This window comes from Variovorax sp. 05T418 (genome assembly GCF_056396385.1).
This window is the reverse complement of the sequence record NZ_JBFTLJ010000003.1, coordinates 21,172-46,635: the sequence shown is the minus strand read 5'-3', so window position 1 is coordinate 46,635 and position 25,464 is coordinate 21,172. Positions and strand designations below refer to the sequence as shown.

Annotated in this window: 24 protein-coding genes and 1 tRNA gene; 17 read left to right on the top strand and 8 right to left on the bottom strand. The window is 66.9% G+C overall.

Annotated features, from left to right (window positions below; all coding sequences use genetic code 11):
- The first annotated feature begins 6 nt into the window (after nucleotides 1–6).
- Genes AC1DMS_RS06200 through AC1DMS_RS06190 form a run of 3 tightly spaced genes read left to right on the top strand, consistent with a single transcriptional unit; the run spans nucleotide 7 to nucleotide 3,597 of the window.
- A complete protein-coding gene (locus AC1DMS_RS06200; RefSeq protein ID WP_012746343.1) occupies nucleotides 7–1,074 on the top strand; it encodes a glycosyltransferase family 4 protein in 1,068 nt (355 codons plus the stop codon).
- On the top strand, nucleotides 1,071–2,351 hold the full coding sequence (locus tag AC1DMS_RS06195; RefSeq protein ID WP_062363020.1) for a glycoside hydrolase 5 family protein: 1,281 nt from the start codon (nucleotides 1,071–1,073) through the stop codon (nucleotides 2,349–2,351). The genes AC1DMS_RS06200 and AC1DMS_RS06195 overlap by 4 nt, the downstream gene beginning before the upstream one ends.
- 16 nt (nucleotides 2,352–2,367) lie before the next feature.
- Nucleotides 2,368–3,597, top strand: coding sequence for a lipopolysaccharide biosynthesis protein (locus AC1DMS_RS06190; protein ID WP_062363018.1), 1,230 nt, complete (start codon nucleotides 2,368–2,370; stop codon nucleotides 3,595–3,597).
- Between the two features lie 64 nt (nucleotides 3,598–3,661).
- Here the strand turns inward: AC1DMS_RS06190 and AC1DMS_RS06185 are convergent, their stop codons facing one another.
- The 3 genes from AC1DMS_RS06185 to AC1DMS_RS06175 all read right to left on the bottom strand — a co-directional run bounded on the left by AC1DMS_RS06185 (nucleotide 3,662) and on the right by AC1DMS_RS06175 (nucleotide 7,808).
- Nucleotides 3,662–6,757, bottom strand: a complete 3,096-nt coding sequence (locus AC1DMS_RS06185; protein ID WP_062363015.1) for a YjbH domain-containing protein — start codon at nucleotides 6,755–6,757, stop codon at nucleotides 3,662–3,664.
- Nucleotides 6,754–7,374, bottom strand: a complete 621-nt coding sequence (locus AC1DMS_RS06180) for a YjbF family lipoprotein (protein ID WP_062363012.1) — start codon at nucleotides 7,372–7,374, stop codon at nucleotides 6,754–6,756. Before AC1DMS_RS06180 ends, AC1DMS_RS06185 begins: the two co-directional genes overlap by 4 nt.
- 134 nt (nucleotides 7,375–7,508) lie before the next feature.
- Nucleotides 7,509–7,808: a hypothetical protein gene (locus AC1DMS_RS06175; RefSeq protein WP_018906501.1), complete on the bottom strand. Its 300-nt coding sequence runs from the start codon at nucleotides 7,806–7,808 to the stop codon at nucleotides 7,509–7,511.
- A gap of 283 nt (nucleotides 7,809–8,091) precedes the next feature.
- Between AC1DMS_RS06175 and petA the strand changes: the two genes are divergently transcribed.
- The 6 genes from petA (at nucleotide 8,092) to AC1DMS_RS06145 (ending at nucleotide 12,436) form a co-directional block, all read left to right on the top strand.
- The gene (gene petA, locus AC1DMS_RS06170; protein ID WP_012746349.1) at nucleotides 8,092–8,709 is read left to right on the top strand and encodes a ubiquinol-cytochrome c reductase iron-sulfur subunit; all 618 of its coding nucleotides are present in this window, start codon (nucleotides 8,092–8,094) and stop codon (nucleotides 8,707–8,709) included.
- A 14-nt stretch (nucleotides 8,710–8,723) separates the two neighbouring features.
- Nucleotides 8,724–10,160: a cytochrome b gene (locus AC1DMS_RS06165; RefSeq protein ID WP_012746350.1), complete on the top strand. Its 1,437-nt coding sequence runs from the start codon at nucleotides 8,724–8,726 to the stop codon at nucleotides 10,158–10,160.
- 29 nt (nucleotides 10,161–10,189) lie between these two features.
- Complete coding sequence (locus tag AC1DMS_RS06160; protein ID WP_012746351.1) at nucleotides 10,190–10,963, top strand: cytochrome c1; 774 nt, start codon at nucleotides 10,190–10,192, stop codon at nucleotides 10,961–10,963.
- Nucleotides 10,964–11,058: 95 nt separating this feature from the next.
- Entirely contained in the window at nucleotides 11,059–11,670 is a 612-nt protein-coding gene (locus AC1DMS_RS06155; protein ID WP_012746352.1) for a glutathione S-transferase N-terminal domain-containing protein, read from the top strand.
- Nucleotides 11,671–11,711: 41 nt separating this feature from the next.
- Nucleotides 11,712–12,305 (top strand): ClpXP protease specificity-enhancing factor, encoded by a 594-nt coding sequence (locus AC1DMS_RS06150; protein ID WP_012746353.1) that lies wholly within the window; start codon nucleotides 11,712–11,714, stop codon nucleotides 12,303–12,305.
- Nucleotides 12,306–12,360: 55 nt separating this feature from the next.
- Nucleotides 12,361–12,436: transfer RNA gene (locus tag AC1DMS_RS06145), tRNA-Thr, on the top strand.
- 85 nt (nucleotides 12,437–12,521) lie between these two features.
- On the opposite strand, the gene AC1DMS_RS06140 is transcribed toward AC1DMS_RS06145, so the two are convergent.
- Nucleotides 12,522–12,920: a YXWGXW repeat-containing protein gene (locus tag AC1DMS_RS06140; protein WP_012746354.1), complete on the bottom strand. Its 399-nt coding sequence runs from the start codon at nucleotides 12,918–12,920 to the stop codon at nucleotides 12,522–12,524.
- Between the two features lie 152 nt (nucleotides 12,921–13,072).
- Between AC1DMS_RS06140 and AC1DMS_RS06135 the strand changes: the two genes are divergently transcribed.
- On the top strand, nucleotides 13,073–13,861 hold the full coding sequence (locus tag AC1DMS_RS06135; RefSeq protein ID WP_012746355.1) for a YoaK family protein: 789 nt from the start codon (nucleotides 13,073–13,075) through the stop codon (nucleotides 13,859–13,861).
- Here the strand turns inward: AC1DMS_RS06135 and AC1DMS_RS06130 are convergent.
- From AC1DMS_RS06130 to AC1DMS_RS06120, 3 genes are all read right to left on the bottom strand, one after another.
- A complete protein-coding gene (locus tag AC1DMS_RS06130; RefSeq protein WP_062363007.1) occupies nucleotides 13,836–14,849 on the bottom strand; it encodes an SDR family oxidoreductase in 1,014 nt (337 codons plus the stop codon). The genes AC1DMS_RS06135 and AC1DMS_RS06130 overlap by 26 nt on opposite strands.
- Nucleotides 14,850–14,973: 124 nt before the next feature.
- On the bottom strand, nucleotides 14,974–16,695 hold the full coding sequence (recJ, locus tag AC1DMS_RS06125; RefSeq protein ID WP_012746357.1) for a single-stranded-DNA-specific exonuclease RecJ: 1,722 nt from the start codon (nucleotides 16,693–16,695) through the stop codon (nucleotides 14,974–14,976).
- Entirely contained in the window at nucleotides 16,692–17,660 is a 969-nt protein-coding gene (locus AC1DMS_RS06120) for a hypothetical protein (protein ID WP_012746358.1), read from the bottom strand. Before AC1DMS_RS06120 ends, recJ begins: the two co-directional genes overlap by 4 nt.
- A gap of 135 nt (nucleotides 17,661–17,795) precedes the next feature.
- Between AC1DMS_RS06120 and AC1DMS_RS06115 the strand changes: the two genes are divergently transcribed.
- From AC1DMS_RS06115 to AC1DMS_RS06105, 3 genes are all read left to right on the top strand, one after another.
- Entirely contained in the window at nucleotides 17,796–19,052 is a 1,257-nt protein-coding gene (locus AC1DMS_RS06115) for a lipoprotein-releasing ABC transporter permease subunit (protein ID WP_012746359.1), read from the top strand.
- The gene (gene lolD, locus AC1DMS_RS06110) at nucleotides 19,045–19,722 is read left to right on the top strand and encodes a lipoprotein-releasing ABC transporter ATP-binding protein LolD (protein ID WP_012746360.1); all 678 of its coding nucleotides are present in this window, start codon (nucleotides 19,045–19,047) and stop codon (nucleotides 19,720–19,722) included. The genes AC1DMS_RS06115 and lolD overlap by 8 nt, the downstream gene beginning before the upstream one ends.
- A gap of 93 nt (nucleotides 19,723–19,815) precedes the next feature.
- The gene (locus AC1DMS_RS06105; protein WP_124957377.1) at nucleotides 19,816–20,412 is read left to right on the top strand and encodes an ATP-dependent Clp protease proteolytic subunit; all 597 of its coding nucleotides are present in this window, start codon (nucleotides 19,816–19,818) and stop codon (nucleotides 20,410–20,412) included.
- Here AC1DMS_RS06105 and AC1DMS_RS06100 read toward each other — a convergent pair whose 3' ends face one another.
- Entirely contained in the window at nucleotides 20,413–20,802 is a 390-nt protein-coding gene (locus AC1DMS_RS06100; RefSeq protein WP_478180822.1) for a RidA family protein, read from the bottom strand. It abuts the gene before it with no gap.
- A gap of 184 nt (nucleotides 20,803–20,986) precedes the next feature.
- Between AC1DMS_RS06100 and AC1DMS_RS06095 the strand changes: the two genes are divergently transcribed.
- From AC1DMS_RS06095 to AC1DMS_RS06080, 4 genes are read left to right on the top strand one after another with little or no spacing between them, the layout of a single operon-like run.
- On the top strand, nucleotides 20,987–22,561 hold the full coding sequence (locus AC1DMS_RS06095; protein ID WP_478180821.1) for an ABC transporter substrate-binding protein: 1,575 nt from the start codon (nucleotides 20,987–20,989) through the stop codon (nucleotides 22,559–22,561).
- A gap of 29 nt (nucleotides 22,562–22,590) precedes the next feature.
- Complete coding sequence (locus AC1DMS_RS06090; RefSeq protein ID WP_278875722.1) at nucleotides 22,591–23,532, top strand: ABC transporter permease; 942 nt, start codon at nucleotides 22,591–22,593, stop codon at nucleotides 23,530–23,532.
- 9 nt (nucleotides 23,533–23,541) lie between these two features.
- Nucleotides 23,542–24,381: an ABC transporter permease gene (locus AC1DMS_RS06085; protein ID WP_436301388.1), complete on the top strand. Its 840-nt coding sequence runs from the start codon at nucleotides 23,542–23,544 to the stop codon at nucleotides 24,379–24,381.
- Entirely contained in the window at nucleotides 24,381–25,418 is a 1,038-nt protein-coding gene (locus AC1DMS_RS06080; RefSeq protein ID WP_478180820.1) for an ABC transporter ATP-binding protein, read from the top strand. The genes AC1DMS_RS06085 and AC1DMS_RS06080 overlap by 1 nt, the downstream gene beginning before the upstream one ends.
- Nucleotides 25,419–25,464 lie beyond the last annotated feature (46 nt).

The window sequence follows — 25,464 nt, the reverse complement described above, 5'->3', positions numbered from 1 at the left end:
GCACCTATGAAGATATTGCACGTTGCCGAAACGCTCAAGGGCGGGCTCGAAACCTATCTTCGGCTGGTTTCGGGCTTTCAGCAGAACTCTCCCGTGATCAGCCAGGCCAAGTTCATCTTGCCCGGCCCGGTGGAGTGGCTGGACTCCCGGGACACGCATGTGGTCCCCACGGCCCGCAGTCCTCTTGCCCTTGCAAGCTACGCCGCCGAGATCAAGAAAATCATCCGCTCGGAGCGCCCCACGGTGCTGCACCTGCACAGCTCGATTCCGGGCGGAATCGTTCGCGCCATGGCGCTGCTCGGCCAGGTGCCGGCCGAGACCAAGATCGTCTATTGCTCGCACGGCTGGGCCTTCGACCAGGTCGGGCCCTCGTACAAGAAGTCGATCTATCGGTGGATCGAATGGCTGCTGTCCCATTGGAGCGACGCGATCATCTGCATCAGCGGCCACGAGTTCCGGGTGGCCGAGAAATTCGGCATCAAGCGGTGCAAGTGCATTCCGAACGGGATCCAGCCCACCGCGCCCATTGCGGAAAACACGGTGGCTCCCAGGGCCCCGGCACGGCCCCGAAGAGTCCTTTTCGTGGGGCGGCTCGACCGGCAGAAGGGCATCGACGCCTTGCTCGACGCCTATGCCCGCGTCCAGCCCGGCTTCAAGCTCGTGATCGTGGGCGGCGCCGTCAGGAACGATCTTTCCCTTGCGCGCTCGAGCGAGATCGAGTTCGCCGGATGGCTCGAGAAGGACGAGCTCGAAGAAGCCTACCGGTCGTGCGACGCGGTCATCGTTCCCTCCCGGTGGGAAGGCTTCGGCCTTGTCGCGGTCGAGGCCATGGCGCGCAGCAAGCCGGTTTTTGCATCCGCCGTGGGCGGCCTGGTCGACATCGTCGAAGACGGCAGGAACGGAAGGCTGTTTTCGCTCGACGCGCTGGACGACGTGCTGCGCGAGATCGATCGGATCTCCGATGAGGAATTGCAGCGGATGGGGCGTGCCGGCCGGCAGATTTTCGAAGAGAAATACACCGCCGACCGAATGAACGCCGCCATCCTGGACTTGTACAAGGAGTCGGTACAGTGAAGAAGCCTTCATTTTTTTCTTCGGTGGCGGGGCGTTTGCGGGGTGCCTTCAGGCTGCTGTGCGCCTCGGCGGCGCTGGCGGCCGTGGCCTGCACCGCACAGGCCCGCGGCATCGCCGAACTGGGCACGGAATATCCGGTCGCGCTGAGCGTGCAGATCGACCCGGCCACCATCACGAACGAGGATCTGAACGAGATCAGGGCATCGGGCTTCGAATTCGTGAGATTCGGCGCGCGGCCGCCGCTGAAGAGCGTCAACCCGGCATCGGTCGACTACTCGGGCCTGATCAAGCGCGTGAAGAACGCCAGGCTCCAGGCGATCGTGACCTTGTTCGGAGGCCGCGAGATCTGGGGGCAGAGCCCGGCGGAAGCGGGAGAAGGCCAGCGCGAAAAGCTGTTTGCCAAGTTCGCGCTCGAGTTCATGAGCGCGCACGCGGCCGATGTCGCCGTCTGGGAGCTGTGGAACGAGCCCGACCACAAGACCTTCCTGAACCCGTCGCTTTTCTCGAGCTTTGAAACCGCGACCGCCGAGTTCTGCCGCAGCATCGCGCAAATGAAGACGCCGCCGAAGATCGTCATGGGATTCGGCTTTGCGAAGCTTCCCTTCAGCCCGGGCCAGGTTCCCTCGCAGCTCGAGAATGCCTTCGTGTCGGCGGCCAAGGCCGACTGCCTGACGGACATATCGATCCATCCCTACCGCTCCATTCCGGAAACCGCCATCGCGGACTATGGAAAGCTGCGCGCAAAGCTGGACCAGCAACAGCTCGGAAAGGTCGGGATCGTCGCTTCCGAGTGGGGCTATGCCTCCTACCTGCCGGTGCGGGACCGCAACACCCAGGCTTCGCTGATCCTGCGCGAATACCTGACCAACGTGGCCGCGGGCATCAGGCTGCTGAATCTCTATGCCTGGCAGGACCGGGGAACCTCCGTCATCTCGAGGGAAGACAACTTCGGCCTCAAGTCGAAGGGCGGCGAAAAGAAGGAAGCCTTTTCGAGCCTCACCGAATTCCTCAAGATCGCCCGCAATTCGAAGAAGCTTTCATACCAGAGCAATGCCGGCCTGAACAAGCTGGTGCTGAGCCGCGGCAATTCCCTGCTGCACGTGGTGTGGACGCAAAGCGCCGAGCAGAACGTGCTGGTTCCCGCCGACAAGGGAAAAAAGTGCACGCGGGTCGACTTCTTCCCGCAGGTGCGCCACGGCAGCTGCGGCAGCCCCGTCGACGGTGGCTTTGCTGCCAAGGCCACCGACTATCCGGTCCTGTTTTCCATTTCGGAATAGGGTGAACAGGCCCAGGATGGCGTCCCTGTCCGGAATTCGAAAGCGCCTCGCAGGTCCGATCTACGCAGTTGCAGACCAGTGCATCTACAGCGCGAGCCAGCTGCTGCTGAGCTTTGCGCTGGCGCGGGCGCTGTCGCCCTCCGACTTCGGCATTGCCTCGGCCTTCCTGGCGATCGTCAGCTTCCAGTACATCGTGCATACGGCGGTGGTGCACGAGCCGCTGCTGATCAAGCGCTACTACGCGGGCCGGTCCGCCGCCTGGTGGAGCTGGGCGCTCGTGCTGGGGGTCTCCATTGCGGGCTTCCTGGCCTGGCAGTTCACGAGCTTTCCGGGGCCGCTCCGCTGGGCCGGCGTGGCCCTGATCGCGGGCTATGAAATATTCTGGATTTCCCGAAGCATCCTGCTCGTGGGACGCCGCTACCTGGTGCTCTGTGCATCCGGCGTGCTGGTCTGCGTCGGATACGTGGCGGTGCTGATCGGCCTGAAGCCGGCGTCATGGACGCAGGCGCTGCTGTGGATCGCCGTCATCCAGCTGCCCTTTGCCATCCTGGTGGCGACGAGCCTGCGCCAGGTGATGGCACCGCTGCCGGCCGCCGCCAACGCCCAGGCCCTGACGCTCGGGGAAGCCGCCAGCTACGGCTGGAAGGCCAGCCTTTCGCAGTTGATGAGCTGGATCATGACGGGAGGCGCCATCCTGCTGCTGGGCTCCTCGGCGGATTCGGTGCAGGGCGGGCTGCTGAAGATCTACATCACCTTCCTGCTGCCGATGCAGTATGTGCTGCTTGCGTTGGGCTACTACATCCTGCCCAGGCTGGCGGCCAACTGGGCATCCGATCGGCGCAAGGACGCCTTTGGCCTGTTCGTCAAGTTCGTCGTCTTCGGTTTCCTGGTGGCCGAGATCGGCGGAATCCTGCTGGGGCTGCTGGGCCCGTACCTGGTGGTGCTGGCCTTCGGCAAGAACTACGGCGGCATGGATTTTTCGCCGTTCTTCTACGCGCCCGCCATCTTCGGCCTGACGATGTGCCTGCGTACGGGGTTCAGGGCCGCCGGCCGGCCCGGTGCGCTTCTGTGGTGCTCGATCTTCGGTGCGCTGGTGTTCGCTGCGGCCATGCTCGCGGCCACGCCGCCCATTTCCTACATCCAGACCATCAACGCCATGACGCTGGGCTTTGCCTGCATGGCGGCCATGATGATGGCCTGGCTGTTCTTCATCATGCGCGCAGCCGGCTCGGACCAGGCCGGCTGATTCCTGTTCTTCGAAAGCCCTGCCGCACGGGTGAGCGCGGCAGGGGATTGGCGGCCGCGCCGCGTCAGCGCGGCCGTTCGAAGTTCAGGATGTTGTCGCCCGTGCCCGGCGTGCCGCTGTCCGGCGGCGCGAACTTGTAGGCGCTCGGGTCGCGGGCCGAGGTCATCTCGTAGAGCGGATGGATCCGGCCGAGCCGCGCACCGCCGTCGCGCACCAGCGGCGCCCAGGCGAAGTTGGCGGTGAACTTGTTCGAGCGCGGCAGCAGCGCGTCGAAGGGAATGGAAAGATAGATGCCCTTGTCGAAGCTGCCTTCGCCGAACTGCCTGGCCGATACGTTGGTCTTGGTGGCGTAGGCCCCGAGCACCACGCCGTTGTCGAAGCGGCGGCTGATGTCGATGGTGACGCCGCGGTCGCCCGCCAGGTACTGGCCCGCGCTGATCTTGGCCAGCACGCCGTGCCAGCCGGTGTCCCAGTAGAGCGTGGCGTGGCCGGTGTTCACCTTGTAGTCGCGCAGGCCGAAGTCCTGTTCGAAGTCGCGCTGGCGCACGTGGTTGAAGTCGACCCCGAAGGCGATCCGGCTGCGCCATGGCCGGTAGAGCCATTCACCGCCGACGCCCGCATACATGGTTTCCAGGGCACCGCCGTACACGCTGTAGTACTGGTTGTCGGAGAGCCTGCCGACGTGCGTCAGCTGGAGCACCGGCATGGTCAGGCGCCTGGCGGTGACGTACTCGCGCTGCAGGGTTCGCACGCGGGGCAGGTTGCTGCCCGCCGTGTAGGTGAACTTGTCGAAGTTGTCGACCATGCGCAGGTTCAGCGCGCCGTTGACCCAGGTGCTGGGCGTGAAGCGGTATTCCGCCACCGCCTGCACGCCGATCTGGTAGAGCACGAATGCGTTGGGCCCGCCGAGGATCTGGCCGAGGCTGGGCGTGAGGCCGATGCTGAACTTGTCGCTGCGGCGCTCCCACGGGCCAAGGGCCTTGTTGTCGGCCGTGGCGGAAGAGGCATCTGCGGATGCGGCCGCAGTGTGGGCGCTGCTGCCCGGCGGAACGAAGGTGGCCGGATCGCCCGAGCCCACGGGCGGGGGCGCATAGTCGCGCTGGCTGGCCGCGCGAACCTCGCCGGGCGTCTGCGCCTGGTAGTGCGCGGTCACCCATTCATTGCGGTTGACCACTTGCGCGTGCATCGGCAGGCCCCGCTCCGAGTAATGGAGCACGAAGTTCTTGATCGAGGCCGGCGCATCGCGATGCAGCACGGCAATGATCTTCTCGACCCGCACATCCCGGTAGACGGTGGCGCTTTCGGTGATCCACACATGCAGCATCTGGCCTTGCGGTGCGATGCGCTGGATGGTCCAGTCCGTGCGGCTTTCGATGTCGGCCGCGGTGGCGGCCCAGCCCGGCGAGGCGGCCGGCGGGTCCGGCGAGAAGCTCGGCGCCGGCGGGTCTGCCGCCTTGGGCATCTGCAGGGTGGCCAGGTTGGTCTGCAGCGTGAGGCCCAGCATCACCTTGTTGCCGCGTTCGAAGCCGGCCGAGAAAATCACGCCGGGGGAGTAGCGGTACTCCAGGCCGATGTTGAACGGGGAGCGCTGCCGCTGGGGGTTGTTGAGCGGCTCGTTCTTGTAGTCGTTGCCGTCGTATTCGAGCTTGAGCGTCAGCGGGTCCCAGGGCGTGCGCCATTGCACGCCGCCAAAGAGCGCGGCAGGTCCGCGAAAGAGCCGGCCGAAGTTGGCGCCGCCCCAGGTCGTCTCGCTCACGCGGGTCTTGAAGCGGCTGCTCAGCAAGCCGAAGGGGTTGCTGATGTTTCCGCTGCTCCCCAGGTAGCCCCAGCCGATGCCGAGGCTGAAATCCAGGTCGCCGTGGCGCTTGCTGGCCACCAGGTACTCGGAGGAGAAGAGGCCGGTGCCGCCGATGTCGCGAAAGCCCAGCGCCACCTCGGGCAGGTAGGCCGACTCCTTCCACAGCCGCGCCTTCAGGTCGATGCTCTTGTCCTTGTAGCCCTGGTTGCTGAGGCCGACGCCGTAGATCCGGTTGCTGATGGAGGTGTAGCGAAAGCCCGCTTCCAGCCAATCCAGCGGCTGGAACATGACGTTCAGCCGCGTGTAGGGCGAGACGTGCGTGAGCGAGGTCCGCATGTCGCCCGCCTGGCCCATGCGCGCGGTGGGCGTCTGCAGCAGGCCGGTCTCGCCCCAGTCGTTGCCGCTCGTCTGGAGCGCGCGGTATTGCGGTGCTGCTTCGGGACGCACGGAAATGGCCGTCGATGGCGCCGGCGCGGCAGGTGCCGGCGGCACGTCGGGCAAGGCAGGCAGGGCGGGCGGTGCAGCGGGTGCGGCGATGGCGGCGGCCGGTACGGCCGCACCCGCCGAAGGCTGCAGGACCGCGCCGCCTTGCGGCGACGGCCCTTGCGTGGCCAGAAACTTGATGATGCCCTCGGAGATCGCCTCCAGGTCGTCCATGCCGCGCGGCGCGGCCCAGACCCATGCGCCCGGCGCCGGCTCGTTCGAGGGATGCGCATTCCAGGGCGCTACGCCCACGCGGGCGGTGCGCCCGTCGGGCTGGGCGACCCAGGCCCAGTCGTGCTTGCCCTCGGGGCTGCAGGCGGCGACATAGTCCCACGCCGTGCGGCCGGGTTCATGGGCCACCTGGCAAAGCTGCCCATCGGGCTGCAGGACCGAGATGGTCTTCAGCGCTGGCGGCGGCGCCACCAGCTGCTGGCCGGCCGTCAGCACCGGATCTTCTTCCGGGTGCGCCTGCAGCCAGCGCGGATCGACGATGCCGAGCGCGACGCGGCCGGTCACCGGCAGGCCCTGCAGCCAAGCCATCAACTGCTTGCGCCGGCCCTGCTCTTCCGGCGGCACGCGCCGGCTGGCGGCATCGAGCCGCAGCAGCAGGGTGTTCTTCAGGAACTGCTGCGCCAAGCGCTCTTGCGGGATGCGCCATGACAGTCCCGGGGAGGCCGTTTCGGCCGGCTGGCGCAGCAGCCAGGCGCTCAGCCGCTCGCCGGGACGGATATCGGCGTCGTCGGCGGGTGTTTTGTTGTCGACGGGGCTGTTGCCCAGGGGCTGCGCGCCGGCGGCGCAACTCGCCGCCAATGCGCAGGCCACCGCCGCGCGAAGAGGCCAGGGATGTCTGCCGAAGCCACGCAGGAGCGAACTGCTCATGTACCAGCGCTCGCCGCTGCGACGGGTGCTGGGGGGGAAGGCGTCCACTGCTCGAAGCTCATACACAGGTCATTGGAAATACATTGCTCGGAATAGACGACCCGAGGCGTGCCGCCCGCTTGCGAAACGCCAAAGCGCGCCGGAGGCAGCGAGGCGCTCGCCGGATGCGAAACGCTGCGCTCCTCGTACCAGCGCAGCGACGCGCCAGCCGTGCCGGCCAGCGCGGTCTGCTGCGGTGCAGCAATGGGCGTGCGCACGACCTCGTCGCGAATGCCGAACCGGTAGCCCGGCATCATGTCGCGCTCGCGCTGGTAGGTCTTTGGCGCCGCGCCGTTCGCATCGCCAGTCCACGCGGGCAGGCTGGAAAAGCGCACCTCGCGCCAATCGGTGCGAAGGCCGGTGGTTCCCACGAGGCGCCCGTCGAGCAGCCTCACGACCTCGCCGTTGCCGCTGTACCAGACCTCGACGGCGCCTTCGGGGCGCTGGTCGATGTAGCCGAGCACCATGAAGACCGTCTGCTTGCCGACGGCGACCCGCAAATAGCGGTAATTCGGGTTGAAAGTGGGCTGGGGCGTCGCGGCGCTGCCGCTATAGATATGCCGCGCCGTGGCCAGCATGGCCGAGGATCCGGAAGAACAGCCGCCAACGCCCAAAAGAAATGCCGACAAAAGGCAGCATTCAATAAGTCGCGTGGCCAGACCAACGCGCGGAGCCTTCGGCGAATGCCCTCCCGCGAAGAGGGCCCGCACGTTTAATTCGTGCCGGTCGTGCCTGTACCCGTGCCCGTGCCGCCGGTGCCGCCCGTGCCGCTGCCGCCGCCGCTGTTGCCGCCATTGCCGCTGCCAACGGCAGCCGCCAGGCCAACGGCGGCCGCGACGCCACCGGCTTGCTGCGCGGTGATGCGTCCGAATGCGGAATTGGTTGCGCCGGTCGCGCTGGCCGGCTGGGGACCAGGCGTCTGGACCGGCGGGGGCGTTTGTGTTTGTGCCAAGGCCGAGGAAATGCCCAGCGCAGCAATGAAAGTGGCGGAAATCAGGGGGGCGATTCGCATGGCAAATATCCTCTCAATTAGCAGTTAACAGTTGGGACAAGATTAGCAGTTGGCGAAGTGTGCCGCAACTAATTTAGCCCTTGAGACATCTTTTACGCGTGCAAATCCTTGTGTCGAAATGTCTTGTAAATCAGGATTAATTCATTGTTATTAATTGCCTCTTTCGCATGGCCGGGAATGCGCGTTCGCGCAGCGCCAGGCCGGCCCCATTGAATATGCGCGCAACAGCCCGCTACAATCGCCGGTTGACCCTGCTCCAGCGAAGAAGACTTAGAGGATCCCCATGAGTGACATGACCTCCGGCTCCCCCCGGATCGACACAAGCAAGCGGACGTGGTTAATCGCATCCAGCTGTGCCGGCGTAGCGGGAGGCGTGGCCACCGCGATTCCCTTTGTGAGTACGTTCCAGCCCTCCGAGAAGGCCAAGGCCGCGGGCGCTGCCGTCGAAGTCGACATCGGCGGCCTCAAGGTCGGCGAGAAGATCACCGTCGAGTGGCGCGGCAAGCCCGTCTGGATCCTCAAGCGCTCGCCCGAGCAAGTGGCCGAGCTCCCCAAGCTCGACGGCCAGCTGGCCGATCCGCTCTCCAAGCGGCACCCCGACGAATTCACCCCCAAGTACGCGCAGAACGAGCACCGCTCGATCAAGCCCGACGTGCTGGTGGTGGTGGGCATCTGCACCCACCTGGGCTGCTCGCCGACCGACCGCTTCCAGGCCGGCCCGCAGCCTTCGCTGCCGAGCGACTGGGAAGGCGGCTTCCTCTGCCCTTGCCACGGTTCCACGTTCGACCTGGCCGGCCGCGTCTTCAAGAACAAGCCCGCGCCCGACAACCTGCCTGTGCCGCCGCACATGTACCTGTCGGACACCAAGCTCCTGATCGGTGAAGACTCCAAGAAGGCCTGAGGCAGAAGAACAACATGGCTGAATTCCACGAAATTTCCCCCAACGCGCCCGCCGGCGAGAAGCTGCTCAACTGGGTCGACAACCGCTTCCCGCTGAGCAAGCTCTGGAACGACCAGTGGGGCAAGTACTACGCACCGAAGAACTTCAACTTCTGGTACATCTTCGGCTCGCTCGCGATGCTGGTCCTCGTGATCCAGATCGTGACCGGCATCTTCCTCGTGATGCACTACAAGCCCGACGCGAACCAGGCGTTCGCATCGGTCGAGTACATCATGCGCGACGTGCCCTGGGGCTGGCTCATCCGCTACATCCACTCGACGGGCGCCTCGGCGTTCTTCATCGTGGTGTACCTGCACATGTTCCGCGGCCTCATGTACGGCAGCTACCGCAAGCCGCGCGAGCTGATCTGGGTCTTCGGCTGCGCGATCTTCCTGTGCCTGATGGCCGAGGCCTTCATGGGCTACCTGCTGCCATGGGGCCAGATGAGCTACTGGGGCGCCCAGGTGATCGTGAACCTGTTCGCGGCCATCCCGTTCATCGGCCCTGACCTCGCGCTGCTGATCCGCGGCGACTACGTGGTGAGCGACGCCACGCTGAACCGCTTCTTCAGCTTCCATGTGATCGCCGTGCCGCTGGTGCTGCTCGGCCTGGTGGTGGCCCACCTGATCGCGCTGCACGAAGTGGGCTCCAACAACCCCGACGGCATCGAGATCAAGGCCAAGCGCGGCCCCGATGGCCATCCGCTGGACGGCATTCCGTCGCATCCGTACTACACGGTGCACGACATCTTCGGCGTGGTGGTGTTCCTCACGATCTTCTCGGCCGTGATCTTCTTCGCGCCGGAAGCGGGCGGGTACTTCCTCGAGTACAACAACTTCATTCCGGCCGATTCGCTCAAGACGCCGAACCACATTGCGCCGGTCTGGTACTTCACGCCGTTCTATTCGATGCTGCGTGCAACCACCGACGACATGGTCAACGTGTTCGCGCTGATCATCGCCGCGGCCGCCGTCCTGAACTTCATCAAGGGCAAGTCGAGCATGGCCCTGAAGATCGCGCTGGTCGTCGTGGCGGCCGTGGTCATCTTCCTGCTCAAGGCCTTCGACGCCAAGTTCTGGGGCGTGCTCGTGATGGGCGGCTCCGTCATCATCCTGTTCTTCCTGCCATGGCTCGACAAGAGCGAAGTCAAGTCGATCCGCTACCGTCCGGGCTGGCACAAGTATGTCTACGGCGTCTTCGTGTTCTTCTTCCTGATCCTGGGCTACCTGGGCATCCAGGCGCCCGGCGTCTGGGGCAGCCTGGTCATCGGTTCGTTCGCGCTGGACATCGCGCAGACCATTTCCCAGATCGGCACGCTTTTCTACTTCGGTTTCTTCCTGCTCATGCCCTGGTGGAGCAGCAAGGGCGAGTTCAAGCCCGTGCCTGAGCGCGTGACCTTCGCCGCCCATTGAGAAGCCCAAGAGAGCTCGAGAGAAACACGATGAAGAAAAGCATTTCTGGCTGGCTCGCGGTTGTTGGCCTGGCCTTGGGCCTGACCTTTTCCGCAGCCGCATCGGCCGAGTCCGGCGGCATGGCCTGGGACAAGGCGCCCAACAAGACCACCGACGTCGCCTCGCTGCAGAACGGCGCCAAGCTGTTCGTCAACTACTGCCTGAACTGCCACTCCGCGGCGTTCATGCGCTACAACCGGCTGCAGGACATCGGCATTACCGAGCAGCAGATCAAGGACAACCTCCTGTTCGCCACCGACAAGGTCGGCGAGACCATGAAGGCCAACATCGACGCGCGCCAGGCCAAGGAATGGTTCGGCACGACGCCGCCCGACCTGACCCTGGTGGCCCGCTCGCGCGCCGGCCATGGCGGCACGGGTGCGGACTACCTGTACACCTACCTGCGCACCTACTACCGCGACGACACCAAGGCCACCGGCTGGAACAACCTGCTGTTCCCGAGCGTTGCCATGCCCAACCCGCTGTGGGAGCTGCAGGGCGAACGCCGTCCCGTCTACACCAAGATCTCGCAGCATGGCCACGAGACCGAAGTGTTCAAGGGCTGGGAGCAGGTGACCCCCGGCACCATGACGCCGCTGCAGTTCGACACTGCGGTCGGCGACCTGGTGAGCTACCTGCAATGGATGGCCGAGCCGGCACAGAACACGCGCATCCGCATCGGTGTGTGGGTGCTGCTGTTCCTCGTCATGTCGTTGGTCTTCGTGTGGCGACTGAACGCCTCGTACTGGAAAGACGTCAAGTAGTTCCGTCCACGCCGACCGCGCGCCTGGTGCGTGCGGTTCCACAGAGTGGGTTGCCAACGCGACCCACTCTTTTTGATTTTTAGGAGTCTCTCGCCATGATGGTCTTGTATTCAGGAACGACCTGCCCCTTTTCCCACCGCTGCCGCTTCGTGTTGTTCGAAAAGGGCATGGACTTCGAGATCCGCGACGTCGATCTCTACAACAAGCCTGAAGACATCAGCGTGATGAACCCGTACGGCCAGGTGCCCATCCTGGTCGAGCGCGACCTCATCCTGTATGAGTCGAACATCATCAACGAGTACATCGACGAGCGCTTCCCGCATCCGCAGCTGATGCCCGGCGACCCGGTCGACCGCGCGCGCGTGCGCCTGTTCCTGCTCAACTTCGAGAAGGAGCTGTTCGTGCACGTGGCCGCTCTCGAGAACCGCACCGCCAAGGGCAACGAGAAGGCGCTCGAAAAGGCACGCTCGCACATCCGCGACCGCCTCACGCAGCTGGCCCCCGTGTTCCTCAAGAACAAGTACATGCTGGGCGACAATTTCTCGATGCTCGACGTGGCGATTGCGCCGCTGCTCTGGCGCCTGGACTACTACGGCATCGACCTCAGCAAGAACGCGGCGCCGCTCCTGAAGTACGCCGAGCGCATCTTCTCGCGCCCGGCCTACATCGAAGCACTGACCCCGTCCGAAAAGGTCATGCGAAAGTAAGTAAGCTGCGTGCCTGCTTCCATCGTTTTTCGCCGCCCTTCATGATCAACGCGCTCGAGTCGTCCTCCACCCGCCCGTACCTCATCCGGGCGCTGTACGAATGGTGCACCGACAACGGGTTCACGCCCTATGTCGCGGTGCAGGTCGACGACACCGTCCAGGTGCCGCGCGAGTACGTGAAGAACGGCGAGATCGTGCTGAACATCAGCTTCGACGCGACCAGTTCGCTCAAGCTCGGCAACGATTTCATCGAGTTCAAGGCCCGCTTCGCGGGCAGTGCGCGCGAGATCGTCGTGCCCGTGGGCCGCGTGATCGCGATCTATGCGCGCGAGAACGGGCAGGGCATGGCGTTTCCCGCACCGGTACCTGCCGGCAGCGGCGCCGAGGGCGGCGGGCCGTCCCAGGCGGCCGGCGCGCCTTCTTCGCCCCAGGGGCCTGCACGCATGCCGCTGCGCGATGCGTCGCGCGGCACCGAAGGCGATGCCGGCAAGATCGTCCACCTGGTGACGGGTGAAGACGCGGACGAAATGGTCGATGCCGGCGACGACGCCGGCTCGCCCACCGACCCCACCGATGAGCCGCCGCGCCCGCCGGCAGGCGGCGGCAGCCGCCCGTCGCTCAAGCGCGTGAAGTAGCGACAGCAGGCAGCCGACGCACACCGCACCGTTAAAATCCCGCAAGTCAATCCGTGCCGCTTTAGCTCAGTTGGTAGAGCACCCGCCTTGTAAGCGGAAGGTCGTCAGTTCGATTCCGACAAGCGGCACCATATCGAACATACCGGAAAGCCCCCGTGCTGACCGGCAAGAAGGAAGCGGCGACCTGCCCGCTTCTTTCATTCCCGCGGCTGAAGATCAGCAGCGCCCCTTCTTGGCCTGTCCCGGCGGGCAGTGGTATCCGCCACCGCCAGGATGCTCTTCGGCGTGGCGATGGTGCGGCTCCGCGCGGCGCCAGTCGCCTTCCATCCACCGCCATCCGCCATCGGCCTGCACCCAGCGGCCCGGCGCATACGCATAGTCGGGCCGCGCCGCCTGCCAGTAGCCCGAGCGCCAGACGTAGGCGCGCTCGTTCCACTGCCAGTGCCCGGGCACCCACACCTGGCCGGCCCTCGGCCCCGGCATGGGTTCGTAGCGCGGCGCGGGAGGCGCCACCTGGATCAGGCCGGGCACGTTGATCTGGACCGAAACCTGCGCCGCGGCGGGCAAGGCCGAAGCCACGAGTGCGGCCGCGGCCAGGAGAGTTGAGACTTTCATTGAAACCCTTGGATGTGTGTACAGGCCTGCACAACGCAAGCCGGCGGGAAAGTGTAATCAGCACATTCCCTTGGGGGCGGCGGCCGGCGGCGTAGAACGCGGTCGATGGGCGTTCGTCCGGGTGCTAGAGTCCAAGCGCAAGTTGCACGCCGATGCGCAGACTACGCTTCCTTACCCACCGCCACCGCGCACCCTCCACCAACCGGGTGCTCGGCCTGCTGCTGGCCTTCAATGCCGGCGCCGTGAATGCGGGCGGGTTCCTGGTGCTGCACATGTACACCTCGCACATGACGGGCTTCGCATCGCAGTTTGCGGACGGGCTGGTGCTGGGCAACACCAAGCTGCTGCTCAATGCGCTGGGCGCCATCCTCGCCTTCCTGGCGGGTGCGGCGGTCTGCGCCATCCTGGTGAACTGGGGCCGCCAGCACCGGCTGCGCAGCGTCTATGCGGTGCCGCTGCTGCTGGAAGCCGCGCTCATGTTCCCGTTCGGATTGATGGGCGCTATCACGCTGACCTGGCCGACCCCGTTTGCGGTTCCGCTCACGGTGCTGCTGCTGTCCTTCATCATGGGGCTGCAGAACGCCGTCGGCTCCAAGACCTCCGGCGGCAGCGTCCGCACCACCCACATGACGGGCAACATCACCGACGTGGGCATGGAGCTGGGCAAGCTGCTCTACTGGAACCGGCATGCCACGCCGGCGCATGCGATGGTGCGCCACAACCGCCGCCGGATGCAGATGGCGGGCGGGCTTGTCGGCATGTTCGTGCTGGGCGGCATCGTCGGCGCGCTGGGCTTCAACTACATCGGCTTCGTCTGCGTGGTGCCGCTGGCGGCGCTGCTGCTGGCCATCTCCATCCCGCCGCTCATGGAGGACGCGCCGCGCTCCAGGCCGCTGCAGAAGCTCTTGGCCGCCTTCAGACGGCGCCCACGCTGCCCGTGACCGGCAGCACGATGCCGGTGATGTAGCTGGCGCAGCTCGGCGCGGCCAGGAACACGTAGGCAGGCGAGAGCTCTTCCGGCTGCGCCGGCCGTTGCAGGTCGGTGTTCTTGCCGAAATCCTTGATCTTCCCGGACGGGCTGTCGGCGGGATTCAAAGGCGTCCACACCGGCCCGGGCGCCACCGCATTCACGCGGATACCCTTGGGCAGCAAGTTGCTGGCCAGCGACTTGGTGAACGCGTGGATCGCGCCCTTGGTGGTCGAATAGTCGAGCAGGTGCGCGCTGCCCTCCAGGCCCGTGACCGAGCCGGTATTGATGATCGAGGCGCCCTGGCCCAGGTGCGGAACCGCGGCGCGCGCCATCTGGAAATAGCCGAAGACGTTGGTCCGAAGCGTGAGTTCGAAGCGCTCGTCGGTGATGTCCTCGATGGACGCCGCATGCAGCTGGAAGGCCGCGTTGTTCACCAGGATGTCGAGCTTGCCGAAGGCCCCGATGGTCTGGTCGACCGCGTCGCGGCAGAACGCCGGATCGCAGACGTCGCCCTTGACGAGGATGCAGCGTGCGCCTTCCGCCTCCACGTGGCGCCGGGTTTCCTCGGCGTCCTCGTCTTCGTCGAGGTAGGCGATGGCGACGTCGGCGCCTTCACGGGCATAGAGCAGCGCCACGGCGCGCCCGATGCCGGAATCGCCGCCGGTCACCAGGGCCGCCATGCCCTCGAGCTTGCCGCTGCCCTTGTAGTCCGGCGCTTCGAAGCGCGGGCGCAGCGCCATCTCGGCCTCGAGCCCGGGCTTGCTCAGGTGCTGCGCCGGCAGGGGATTGACCGGCTGCGAGCGCGGCCCGGCCTGCGCGGGCTGGCTGGACTTCTTGGCGGCGGGCTTGGCGCTGTCCTTTGCGTCCTGCGTGCGCTGGACGGTCCGCTGCTTGGCGGCGGTGTGCGCGCTTGCGCCGGACCGGGTGGATTTTGCGGGGGATGCGGTGGTCGATTTCATGTGCGTGGGCTCCTGCATGTGAAAGGCAACCGTAGAACGCCGCCGCGCGGCCCGCGTAGGAATCCGTCCCGAATGCACGCCCACCGAAGCTGACCCGGGGATTTCCGAGCCGAGCTGTGGCGAGCTAGATCTCAGCGCCTTCGACAAGGAAGCGCACCCGGCGCACACCCTGCCATTCGTCGGCATCGAGCCTGAAGGCGAGCTTCACGCGCGCGGGCAGCGGCTCGGTGTGGCCGAACCAGATGCCGTCGACCGGCTGTCCCTGGTGCCGCAGCTTGAGCGCCAGGTGCTTCTCGCCCACGAGGCGCTGCGACACCACTTCGACTTCCTCGCTGAAGGTGGGCGGCGCGAAGCCCTGGCCCCACACCTCGCGGTGCAGCGTGTCGACCAGGTCGATGCGCATGTACTCGCGCGCGATCGGCCCATCCGTTTCGATCTGGCGCGTGAGCGCGGAGGCGGCCAGCCATTCATGTGCGACCTCGGCCAGCGCGCGCTCGAACACCTCGAACTTCTCGCGCGCCACGGTGCAGCCGGCAGCCATGGCATGGCCGCCGAAGCGCAGCAGCACGCCCGGATGGCGCTTGGCCACAAGGTCGAGCGCATCGCGCAGATGGAAGCCCGGGATCGACCGGCCCGAGCCCTTGAGCTCGTGCTCCTTGCCGGGCGCGCCGCTGGCGGCAAAGACGAAGGTCGGGCGGTGGAAGCGGTCCTTGATGCGCGAGGCCACGATGCCGACCACGCCTTCGTGGAAGTCGGCATCGAACACGCTGATGGCTGCGGGCGGCGCCTCGCTGCCGTCGGCGGTGGCACCGAACAGCGATTCGGCCAGCAGCAGCGCCTGGTCGCGCATGCCGCCCTCGATGTCGCGCCGCTCGCGGTTGATGCCGTCGAGCATGCGCGCGAGTTCGTCGGCGCGGCCGGCATCGTCGGTCAGCAGGCATTCGATGCCCAGCGTCATGTCGGCGAGCCGGCCGGCCGCGTTGATGCGCGGGCCGAGCGCAAAGCCGAAGTCGAAGGTGGTGGCCACCGCGGCGTTGCGCCCCGCGGCCTTGAACAGCGCCGCGATGCCCGCGGGCAGCGCGCCGGCGCGGATGCGCCGCAGGCCCTGTGCCACCAGGCGGCGGTTGTTGGCGTCGAGCTTCACCACGTCGGCCACGGTGCCGAGCGCCACCAGCGGGAGCAGCACGTCGAGCTTGGGCTGCGCGGCCGCGCTGAAGACGCCGCGCGCGCGCAGCTCGGAGCGCAGCGCCAGCAGCACGTAGAACATCACGCCGACACCGGCGATGCTCTTGCTCTCGAAGCTGCAGCCGGGCTGGTTGGGATTCACCAGCACGTCGGCGGCCGGCAGCTCGGGGCCGGGCAGGTGGTGGTCGGTCACCAGCACCTGCAGGCCGCGCGCCTTGGCGGCGGCCACACCCTCGACGCTGGCGATGCCGTTGTCGACGGTGATCAGCATGTCGGCGCCACTGTCGGCCACGCGCTCGGCAATCGGCGGCGTGAGGCCGTAGCCGTCGACCACGCGGTCGGGCACCAGGTAGCTCACGTTCTTCGCGCCGAGCAGGCGCAGGCCGCGCACCGCGACGGCGCAGGCGGTGGCGCCGTCGCAGTCGTAGTCGGCCACGATGCACAGGCGCTTGTCCTGCGCCATCGCGTCGGCCAGCAGCACCGCGGCCTCGCGCGTGCCGTGCAGCGTGTCGGGCGGCAGCAGGCGCGCCAGGCCGTCGTCGAGCTCGTCCTTGGCCAGCACGCCGCGCGCGGCGAACAGGCGGGCCAGCAGCGGATGCACGCCGGCCTGCTCGAGCGCCCAGACCGTGCGGGGCGGAATTTCGCGGGCAATGATCTTCACAGGGCCTCCAGCACGCTGGCGGCGCGCGGCCGGTCGAACAGGCTTCGGGCCCAGCCCACCAGCCCGCGCGGCTGCACCGCATGGCGCTGCGCGGTGCGGTCGCCGCACAGCGTGAGCGTGACGTCGGCACCGGCGGTGTAGGCGGCCAGCAGGCCGGCGACGGGGCCTGCGTCCAGCGCCTGCCAGGCTTCGGCCCAGCCCAGGCCGTCGTCGCGCAGGGCGGCCACGCGCAGCGTGTCGCTCACCGTGGGCGCGGCGGTGCCGGCCGGGGGAACGCCGGGCTCCAGGGCGCCGGTGCCGCTGAGCCAGAAGGAATTGATCGGCGGCACGCCGCGCGCGGCGCGGTCGTCGTTCACGCGCTGGGTGTAGAGCAGCATCTGCATTTCGTTCTGGAGGCGGCGCAGCGGCCGTGCGGCTTCGGCCAGCGGCGACCACTGCGAGATCGGGTGGCCCACCGCGCGGTCGATGGAGGCCGTGGCCAGTCCCGCGAAGATGTGCGCGCGCGCGAGCCAGCGGCCGGGTGTGGGGGAGGGGTGCAGCGCGATGCCGTCTTCCTCGAAGAAGGGATGGGCGGCGGCCAGCAGCGCGGCCGATTCGGCAGCATCGATCTCGATCGCGGCCGGGTCGCCCAGCACCACGTCGTCGATGCCCACCTGCCAGTTGCACAGCGAGACCAGGCCCCAGCCTTCGCGGTCGCCGGGTTCGGCAATGCCGGCCTGCCGGGCTTCCAGCGCGGCCCAGGGAATGCAGCCGTCGGCTGCGGAAATGCCCAGCGCCCGGGCCAGCGCGCGTTCATGGGGCGGCGAGCGCGTGCTTTCGTCCTGCGTGTCGGCCTCCGCGAGCGAGAGCCGCGAGAGCAGCGCTTCGAGATTGGGAAGCCGGAGCGCGGGCAGTGCCGCGCGGCACACCGGGGAACCGCGGCCGGCAAAGGGGATCAACAAGTGACGGGAGGAAGGTTCGGCCATTCCCCCTATTGTCCGGGATGCTAGGATGAAACGCCCCCCGAAGCGCCTTCGGCGCCTCCCCCCACTGGGGGGCGCACCCAGCGGCCCGGCAAAGCCGGTTCCGCGGGTGCACCCGGCTGAGCTCAAACTGAAAATATGCGACTTCCTTATGAACTGAAGCTCGGCTGGCGCTACACGCGCGCAGGCCGGGCGACGCGGCGCAACGGCTTCATCTCGTTCATCTCCGGCGTGTCGATGCTCGGCATTGCATTGGGGGTGGCGGCGCTGATCATCGTGCTCAGTGTGATGAACGGCTTCCAGAAGGAGGTGCGCGACCGCATGCTCGGCGTGGTGTCGCACATCGAAATCTTGTCGCGCGACGGCCAGGCGCTGCCCGACATCGACGCCATCACGGCCGCCGCGCGCAAGAACCCCGAGGTGGTCGGCGCCGCGCCCTTCATTGCCACGCAGGCGCTCATTGCGCGCGGCGAGGACATGAAGGGCACGCTGGTGCGCGGCATCGTGCCCAGGCTCGAACCCGAGGTGACCGACATCGCCACGACGGCGCAGAAGGGCACGCTCGACAAGCTGGTGCCGGGCGAGTTCGGCATCGTGCTTGGCGGCGAACTCGCGCGCTCGCTGTTCGTGCAGCCGGGCGACCAGGTCACGCTGGTGGCGCCGGGCGGTCAGGTCACGCCCGCCGGCGTGGTGCCGCGGCTCAAGCAGTTCACGGTGGTGGGCACCTTCGATTCGGGCCACTACGAATACGACTCGGCGCTGGCCATGATCCATGCGGAAGACGCCCAGCGCGTGTTCCGGCTCGAAGGCCCGACCGGCATCCGCATCAAGCTCAAGGACCTGAACGAGGCGCGCGAAGTGGCCGACCAGATGGCCGTCACGCTGCCGGGCCAGTTCCTCATCCGCGACTGGACGCGCCAGAACAAGACATGGTTTGCGGCCGTGCAGGTCGAGAAACGCATGATGTTCATCATCCTCACGCTCATCGTGGCGGTGGCGGCCTTCAACCTGGTGTCCACGCTGGTCATGACGGTGACCGACAAGCGCGCGGACATCGCCATCCTGCGCACGCTGGGCAGTTCGCCGCGCAGCATCATGGGCATCTTCGTGGTGCAGGGCGCGATGGTCGGCGTGATCGGCACGGTGGCCGGGCTGCTGCTGGGGCTGGGCATTGCCTACAACATCGACGTGATCGTGCCGGCGCTCGAACAGCTCTTCCACGCGAGCTTCCTGCCCAAGGACATCTACCTGATCAGCAAGATGCCGAGCGATCCGCAGCGCGGCGACATCATGCCGATCGCGATCATTTCACTGGTCCTGGCTTTTCTTGCAACGCTGTATCCCAGCTGGCGCGCGAGCCGCGTCAACCCTGCCGAGGCATTGCGCTATGAGTGACGTGGTTCTCAAGGCGCGCGGCCTCACCAAGCGCTTTCACGAGGGGCGCATCGACCTCACGGTGCTGCACGGCGTCGACCTGGACGTGCGCGCCGGGGAGACGCTGGCCATCGTCGGCGCCTCGGGCTCGGGCAAGAGCACGCTGCTGCACCTGATGGGCGGGCTCGATGCGCCCACCGCCGGCAAGGTCGAGCTGCTCGGCAAGGACATCGCGCATGCCGACGCGGCCGAGCAGGGACGGCTGCGCAACCTGCACCTGGGCTTCGTCTACCAGTTCCACCACCTGCTGCCCGAGTTCAGCGCGCTTGACAACGTGGCGATGCCGCTGAAGATCCGGCGCATGGATTCCGCACAGGCGGCGGCCTCGGCCACGAAGATCCTCGAAAGCGTGGGCCTGGGCGAACGCCTGCACCACCGGCCGGCCGAGCTCTCGGGCGGCGAGCGCCAGCGCGTGGCCATTGCGCGCGCGCTGGTCACGCAGCCGGCCTGCGTGCTGGCCGACGAGCCCACGGGGAACCTCGACCGCAGCACGGCGGACACGGTGTTCGCGCTGATGATCGAGCTCGCGCACAAGCACCGCACGGCCTTCGTGATGGTCACGCACGACCAGGAACTCGCAAAGCGCTGCGACCGCGTGCTGCAACTGGTGGCGGGACGTCTGGCGGGTTGAGTCGATGCCGCTTGCCACGCGTGCATGCAATGTCGGCGAAACTGTCTGTCTGTTCGGCAGGATGCCGTTCAATCACAGGAGCGCTTCTTCATCATGGAAACCGACGACGACACCCCGCCCGCGGCCACCGCCGAGCCGCGCAATTCGTACCTCGAGGAAAAAGCCTTCAAGTCGCGCACGCTGCTGATCTTCGGCAGCATCACCGATTCGGTCGCTGCCGACGTGACGCGCAGGCTCATCGCGCTCGATGCCGACAGCGCCGACAAACCCATCGACATCCTGGTGAGCTCGCCCGGCGGCCACCTGGAGTCGGGCGATGCCATTCACGACATCGTGCGCTTCATCTCCGCGCCGGTGAACATGATCGGCACCGGCTGGGTGGGCAGCGCCGCCACGCACCTGTACCTGGCGGTGCCGCGCGAGCGGCGCGTGTGCCTGCCGAACACGCGCTTTTTGATCCACCAGCCCAGCGGCGGCGCGGGCGGGCAGGCGACCGACATCGCGATCCAGGCGCAGGAAATCATCAAGGCCCGGCACCGCATCGCGCACGAGATCGCGCGGGAAACCGGCAAGCCGATCGACGTGGTGCTCGCCGACATCGAGCGCGACCGCTGGCTCTCGGCCGCGGAGGCGGTCGAGTACGGCCTGGTCTCGCGCATCATCCAGCGCAAGACCGAGCTGCACGCCTGATCAGGCCTTGGGCTTGTAGGCCACCACGTCGATCTCGACCTTGGCGTCGACCATCAGCCGCGCCTCGGTGGTCGAGCGCGCCGGCTTGTTGTCACCGAAGTAGCTCATGTAGATGCGGTTGAAGGCACCAAAGTCGCGCGCGTCCTGCAGCCAGACGGTGCTCTTGCAGACGTCGTCGAGCGTGGCGCCGGCCAGTGCCAGCACCTTCTTCAGGTTTTCCATCACCTGGCGCGTCTGCGCCTCGATGCCGCCCGCCACGATCTCGCCCTCGGCATTGGCCGGCACCTGGCCCGACACGTAGATGAAATCGCCGGCGCGCACGGCCGGGGAGAAGGGACGGGCCTGGCGGTCCGAGGCAACGGGCGGGGCGCCGAGGTATTCGAGCGGCATGGGAGAACTCCTGAAAGGATTGAAAGAAAAGCAGATCGCAAGTATCGATCCAATCTGAAAATTTGTTTCAGAAAAACCCACAAACAAGGGTTAACACGGATGATTTGGCATGGATAGTGCTTCAAAGTGCGGGCCGAAAAGAAAATTTCTTTCACAATTTGCCTGCCCCACGAAGGAGTTCCCCATGTCTCACGCCGGTCTTGTCCAGTGCCTGCCAAAGCTGTCGAAGCGCAGCCTGCTGGGTGCCTCCCTGCTCGCCATGCTGTGCGCCGCGCTGCCGGGCCAGCCCGCGCATGCCCAGGGGCCGCGCAACTTTGCCACGCTCGCCATGGTGGCCGAACCGCAGACGCTCGACCCGATGGCCTCCACGGCCGACCTGGTCGGAACCATCATGCAGCACGTCTACGAGACGCTCTACACCTTCGACGCCAAGTGGAACGTGGTGCCGATGCTGGCCGAGAGCAGCCCCAGGATCTCGGCCGACGGCAAGACCTACGCGATCACGCTGCGCAAGGGCGTGATGCTGCACAACGGCCGCGAACTCAACGCCGACGACGTGGTGGCCAGCCTGCAGCGCTGGATGGACCAGTCGCCGCGCGGCAAGGCCGTGGGCAAGGAAGTCGAGAGCCTCAAGGCCAAGGGCCCGCTGGGCGTGGAGATCGTGCTGAAGGCGCCGTATGCGCCGCTGCTCTCTCAGCTCGCGCTGCCCAGCGGCATGGCCGCCATCATGGCGAAGGATTCCATCGCTTCGCCGCTGAAGGAGTTCGTCGGCACCGGCCCCTACAAGTTCAAGGAGCGCCGCCCCGACCAGTTCGTGCTGCTCACGCGCTTCGACAAGTACGCGGCGCGCAAGGAACCCGCGAGCGGCTACGGCGGCAAGCGCGAGGCGGCCATCGAGGAGCTGCGCTTCGTGCCGGTGCCCAATGCCAGCACGCGCGTGGAAGGCGCACTGGCCGGCCAGTACGACTTTGCCGACCTGCTGCCGGTCGAAGCGCTGCCGCGCCTGGAGAAGTCGGGCGGCAAGACCGTGCCGATCATGACGCCGTCGTTCGGCTTTCCGTACCTGGTGCTCAACACCAAGGAAGGCGTCGCTTCGAACCAGGCCGTGCGCCAGGCGATCCAGTCGGCGCTCGGCGAAGGCGAAATGCTCGCGGCCGGCTTCGGCGACACGCGCTTCTTCGTGGCCGAAGGCAATCACTTTCCCAAGGGCTCGCCGTTCTATTCGACGGCGGGCGCCACGCTCTACAACGAGCGCAGCGCCGCCAAGGCCAAGGAGGCCGCGGCCAAGGCCGGCTACAAGGGCGAGCCGATCCGCGTGCTCACCAGCCGCCAGTACGACTTCCACTACAACATGTCGCTCCTGATGGCCGAGCAGCTCAAGCGCGCCGGCTTCAAGGTCGACCTCAACGTGGTCGACTGGGCCACGCTGGTGCAGCGCCGCAACGACCCGAAGCTGTGGGACATCTACGTGACCCATTCGGGCCAGTTCCCCGAGCCGATGCTCTCGCCGCCGCAGCTGGGCGACGGCGCGCCGGGCTGGTGGGACACGCCCGCCAAGAAAGCGGCGCTGCAGGCCTTCAATGTCGAGAGCGATCCGGCCAAGCGCGGCGCGCTGTGGGGCAAGGTGCAGCAGGTGGTCTATGAAGAGGTGCCGTACATCAACGTCGGCAAGTTCAATGGCCTCTCGGCCAAGAGCCCGGCGCTGGACAACTACCAGCCCGCGACCTGGCCCTTCTTCTGGAACGCAAGGATCAAGTAAACCCCGCCCCGCCACGGAACCGCCCCCCCATGTTTCGCTATCTTGCTTCCCGCGCCGCCGGCATGTTGGTCGTGCTCGCGATCGTGGCGGTGCTCGTCTTCGTGCTCACGCGCGCGGCCTCGGGCGATCCGGTCTCGGTGCTGCTGGGTGACCAGGCGACGGCCGCCGACATCGCGCGCGTGCAGAAGGAATACGGCCTGGACAAGCCGCTGCCCGTGCAGTTCGGCTACTGGCTGCGCGAAGTGCTGCAGGGCAACCTCGGCACCTCGATCTTCCTGCAGCGGCCGGTCACGCAGGCGCTGTGGGAGCGGGCCGAACCGACCACGCTGCTCGCGCTGATGGCCGTGGCCATCGCGGCGCTGATCGGCGTGCCCTGCGGCATCGTCTCTGCGGTGTTCCGCGGGCGCGTGGTCGACCAGCTCTTCACCGGCATTGCGATGCTGGGCGCCAGCATTCCGAGCTTCTGGCTCGGCATCGTGCTGATCCAGATCTTTGCGGTGTCCTTCGGCTGGTTTCCTGTCTCGGGCTACGGCGCGCCCGATGCGTCCCTGGCCGAGCGGCTGCACGCGCTGGTGCTGCCGGCCACGGTGCTGGGCCTCTTGAACTCTGCGCTCATCATCCGCTTCACGCGCGCTTCGATGCTCGACGTGCTCGGCGAAGACTATGTGCGCACCGCGCGTTCCAAGGGCCTGAGCGAGAGCACGGTCGTGCTCAAGCATGCGCTGCGCAATGCGCTGGTGCCCATCGTCACGGTGATCGGCCTCACGGTCGCGCTGATGATCGGCGGCGCCGTCATCACCGAGACGGTGTTCGGGCTGCCGGGTGTCGGCAACCTGGTGGTGAGCGCGGTGCTGCGGCGCGACTATCCGGTGATCCAGGGCGCGCTGCTCGTGATTGCGGCGATCTACGTGCTGATCAATTTCTCCATCGACCTGCTCTACGCCGTCGTCGATCCGCGCGTGAAAGTCTGAGAGAACACAATGCAAATGCCTCGAATGCTCCGCCAGCTGATGCATCGCCGCATCGTGATGGTCTCCGCGCTGGTGCTGCTGGTCATTGCGGTGCTTGCCATCGGTGCGCCGCTGTTCGCCTCCATCGATCCCAATGACACCGCCGTGCTGCAGCGCCTGAAGGGCCCGAGCGCGGAGCACCTGCTGGGCACCGACGAGCTCGGCCGCGACATGTATTCGCGCATCGTGCACGGCGCGCGTTATTCGCTGGCCATTGCGGCGCTCACTGCGCTGGGCGCGGTGGTTGCTGGCACGGTGCTGGGCCTCTTGGCCGGCTTCTTCCGCCGGCTCGACGCGCCGCTGATGCGCGTGGTCGACGCGATGATGTCCTTCCCCGACATCCTGCTGGCCATTGCGCTGGTGGCGATCCTCGGGCCTTCGCTCGTCAACACCGTGCTCGCGCTGGTGCTGGTCTATACGCCGCGCGTGGCGCGTGTGGTGCGGGCCTCGACGCTGGTGGTGCGCGAGTTGCTGTTCGTCGAGGCGGTGCGCGCGCTGGGCGTGCGCACCTCGCGCATCCTGTGGCGGCACATATTGCCGAACCTGATGTCGCCGATCCTCGTGCAGGTGTCGTTCATCTTCGCCTACGCGATCCTGGCCGAGGCGGGGCTCTCGTTCCTGGGCGTGGGCGTGCCGCCCGAGATTCCGACCTGGGGCACCATGGTCGCTGGCAGCCAGCAGTACGCGCACCAGGCCTTCTGGGTGGTGCTGTTCCCGGGGCTCGCGATCATCTTCACCGCGCTCTCGCTGCAGCTGCTGGGCGACGGCGTGCGCGACCTGCTCGACCCCAAGCTCAAGAAGACCCTGTGATGACGAACGCCACGAACACCCCGCGTCTCACGGTCAGCAACCTGAGCACCAGCTTTCCCACCGAGGACGGCCTGATCCGTTCGGTGGCCGATGTGAGCTTCTCGATCCAGCCCGGCAAGACCACGGCGCTGGTCGGCGAATCGGGTTCGGGCAAGTCGGTGACCAGCCTCACGCTGATGCGCCTCCTGCCCAAGACCGCGAACGCGCAGGTCAGCGGCCAGGCCTCTTTCGTGACCCGCGAGGGCAAGACGCTCGACCTGCTGCAGATCGGCGAGCGCGAGATGCGCAGCCTGCGCGGCAACCAGCTGTCGATGATCTTCCAGGAGCCGATGACCAGCCTGAACCCGGTCTTCACCATCGGCGAGCAGATTGCCGAGAGCGTGCGGCTGCACAAGGGCCTGGACCGCAAGGCCGCCATGGCCCATGCGCTACGCATGCTGGAGCTGGTGGAAATTCCCGCGGCCGCGCAGCGCATCCACGAGTACCCGCACCAGCTCTCGGGCGGCATGCGCCAGCGCGTGATGATCGCACTGGCCATGGCCTGCGACCCGACGCTGCTGATTGCCGACGAGCCCACCACCGCGCTCGACGTCACCATCCAGGCGCAGATCCTCGAGCTCATGCGCCGGCTGCAGGCCGAAACCGGCATGAGCATTCTCTTCATCACCCACAACCTCGGCGTGGTCGCGCACCATGCGGACGACGTGGTGGTGCTCTATGCGGGCCGCGTGGTCGAAAGCGCGCCGGTGCGGCCGCTGTTCGCGCAGCCCGAGCATCCGTACACGCAGGGCCTTTTGGCCTGCCTGCCGGGCAAGGCGCGGTTGCCGGGGCAGCCCAAGCCCAAGCGGCTGTTCGCGATCCGCGGCCAGGTGTCGAGCCCGCTCGCGCCGCCGCCGGGCTGCGCCTTCGAGCCGCGCTGCGATCATGCGCTGGCGGGCTGCAAGGAAGCGATTCCGCCGCTGATCGATATCCGCCAGGACCGCCAGGCGCGCTGCATTCGCGTGCAGCCGGACGCTCAGATCGCGAGGGTTGCATGATGCGCGCGCTGCTGCTCCTGTCTTGCTCCCTCCCCTCCCGGGGGAG

Bases quoted from the DNA above. Each gene is read 5' to 3' on its own strand.
- AC1DMS_RS06155 (WP_012746352.1), top strand. From the start codon at position 11,059: ATGATGGTCTTGTATTCAGGAACGACCTGCCCCTTTTCCCACCGCTGC.
- lolD (WP_012746360.1), top strand. From the start codon at position 19,045: ATGAGTGACGTGGTTCTCAAGGCGCGCGGCCTCACCAAGCGCTTTCAC.
- AC1DMS_RS06120 (WP_012746358.1), bottom strand. From the start codon at position 17,660: ATGGCCGAACCTTCCTCCCGTCACTTGTTGATCCCCTTTGCCGGCCGC.
- AC1DMS_RS06100 (WP_478180822.1), bottom strand. From the start codon at position 20,802: ATGCCGCTCGAATACCTCGGCGCCCCGCCCGTTGCCTCGGACCGCCAG.
- AC1DMS_RS06095 (WP_478180821.1), top strand. From the start codon at position 20,987: ATGTCTCACGCCGGTCTTGTCCAGTGCCTGCCAAAGCTGTCGAAGCGC.
- AC1DMS_RS06190 (WP_062363018.1), top strand. From the start codon at position 2,368: ATGGCGTCCCTGTCCGGAATTCGAAAGCGCCTCGCAGGTCCGATCTAC.
- AC1DMS_RS06105 (WP_124957377.1), top strand. From the start codon at position 19,816: ATGGAAACCGACGACGACACCCCGCCCGCGGCCACCGCCGAGCCGCGC.
- AC1DMS_RS06140 (WP_012746354.1), bottom strand. From the start codon at position 12,920: ATGAAAGTCTCAACTCTCCTGGCCGCGGCCGCACTCGTGGCTTCGGCC.
- AC1DMS_RS06165 (WP_012746350.1), top strand. From the start codon at position 8,724: ATGGCTGAATTCCACGAAATTTCCCCCAACGCGCCCGCCGGCGAGAAG.
- AC1DMS_RS06200 (WP_012746343.1), top strand. From the start codon at position 7: ATGAAGATATTGCACGTTGCCGAAACGCTCAAGGGCGGGCTCGAAACC.
- petA (WP_012746349.1), top strand. From the start codon at position 8,092: ATGAGTGACATGACCTCCGGCTCCCCCCGGATCGACACAAGCAAGCGG.
- AC1DMS_RS06135 (WP_012746355.1), top strand. From the start codon at position 13,073: ATGCGCAGACTACGCTTCCTTACCCACCGCCACCGCGCACCCTCCACC.
- AC1DMS_RS06150 (WP_012746353.1), top strand. From the start codon at position 11,712: ATGATCAACGCGCTCGAGTCGTCCTCCACCCGCCCGTACCTCATCCGG.
- AC1DMS_RS06085 (WP_436301388.1), top strand. From the start codon at position 23,542: ATGCAAATGCCTCGAATGCTCCGCCAGCTGATGCATCGCCGCATCGTG.
- AC1DMS_RS06090 (WP_278875722.1), top strand. From the start codon at position 22,591: ATGTTTCGCTATCTTGCTTCCCGCGCCGCCGGCATGTTGGTCGTGCTC.
- AC1DMS_RS06185 (WP_062363015.1), bottom strand. From the start codon at position 6,757: ATGAGCAGTTCGCTCCTGCGTGGCTTCGGCAGACATCCCTGGCCTCTT.
- AC1DMS_RS06160 (WP_012746351.1), top strand. From the start codon at position 10,190: ATGAAGAAAAGCATTTCTGGCTGGCTCGCGGTTGTTGGCCTGGCCTTG.
- AC1DMS_RS06175 (WP_018906501.1), bottom strand. From the start codon at position 7,808: ATGCGAATCGCCCCCCTGATTTCCGCCACTTTCATTGCTGCGCTGGGC.
- AC1DMS_RS06130 (WP_062363007.1), bottom strand. From the start codon at position 14,849: ATGAAATCGACCACCGCATCCCCCGCAAAATCCACCCGGTCCGGCGCA.
- AC1DMS_RS06115 (WP_012746359.1), top strand. From the start codon at position 17,796: ATGCGACTTCCTTATGAACTGAAGCTCGGCTGGCGCTACACGCGCGCA.
- AC1DMS_RS06180 (WP_062363012.1), bottom strand. From the start codon at position 7,374: ATGCTGGCCACGGCGCGGCATATCTATAGCGGCAGCGCCGCGACGCCC.
- AC1DMS_RS06080 (WP_478180820.1), top strand. From the start codon at position 24,381: ATGACGAACGCCACGAACACCCCGCGTCTCACGGTCAGCAACCTGAGC.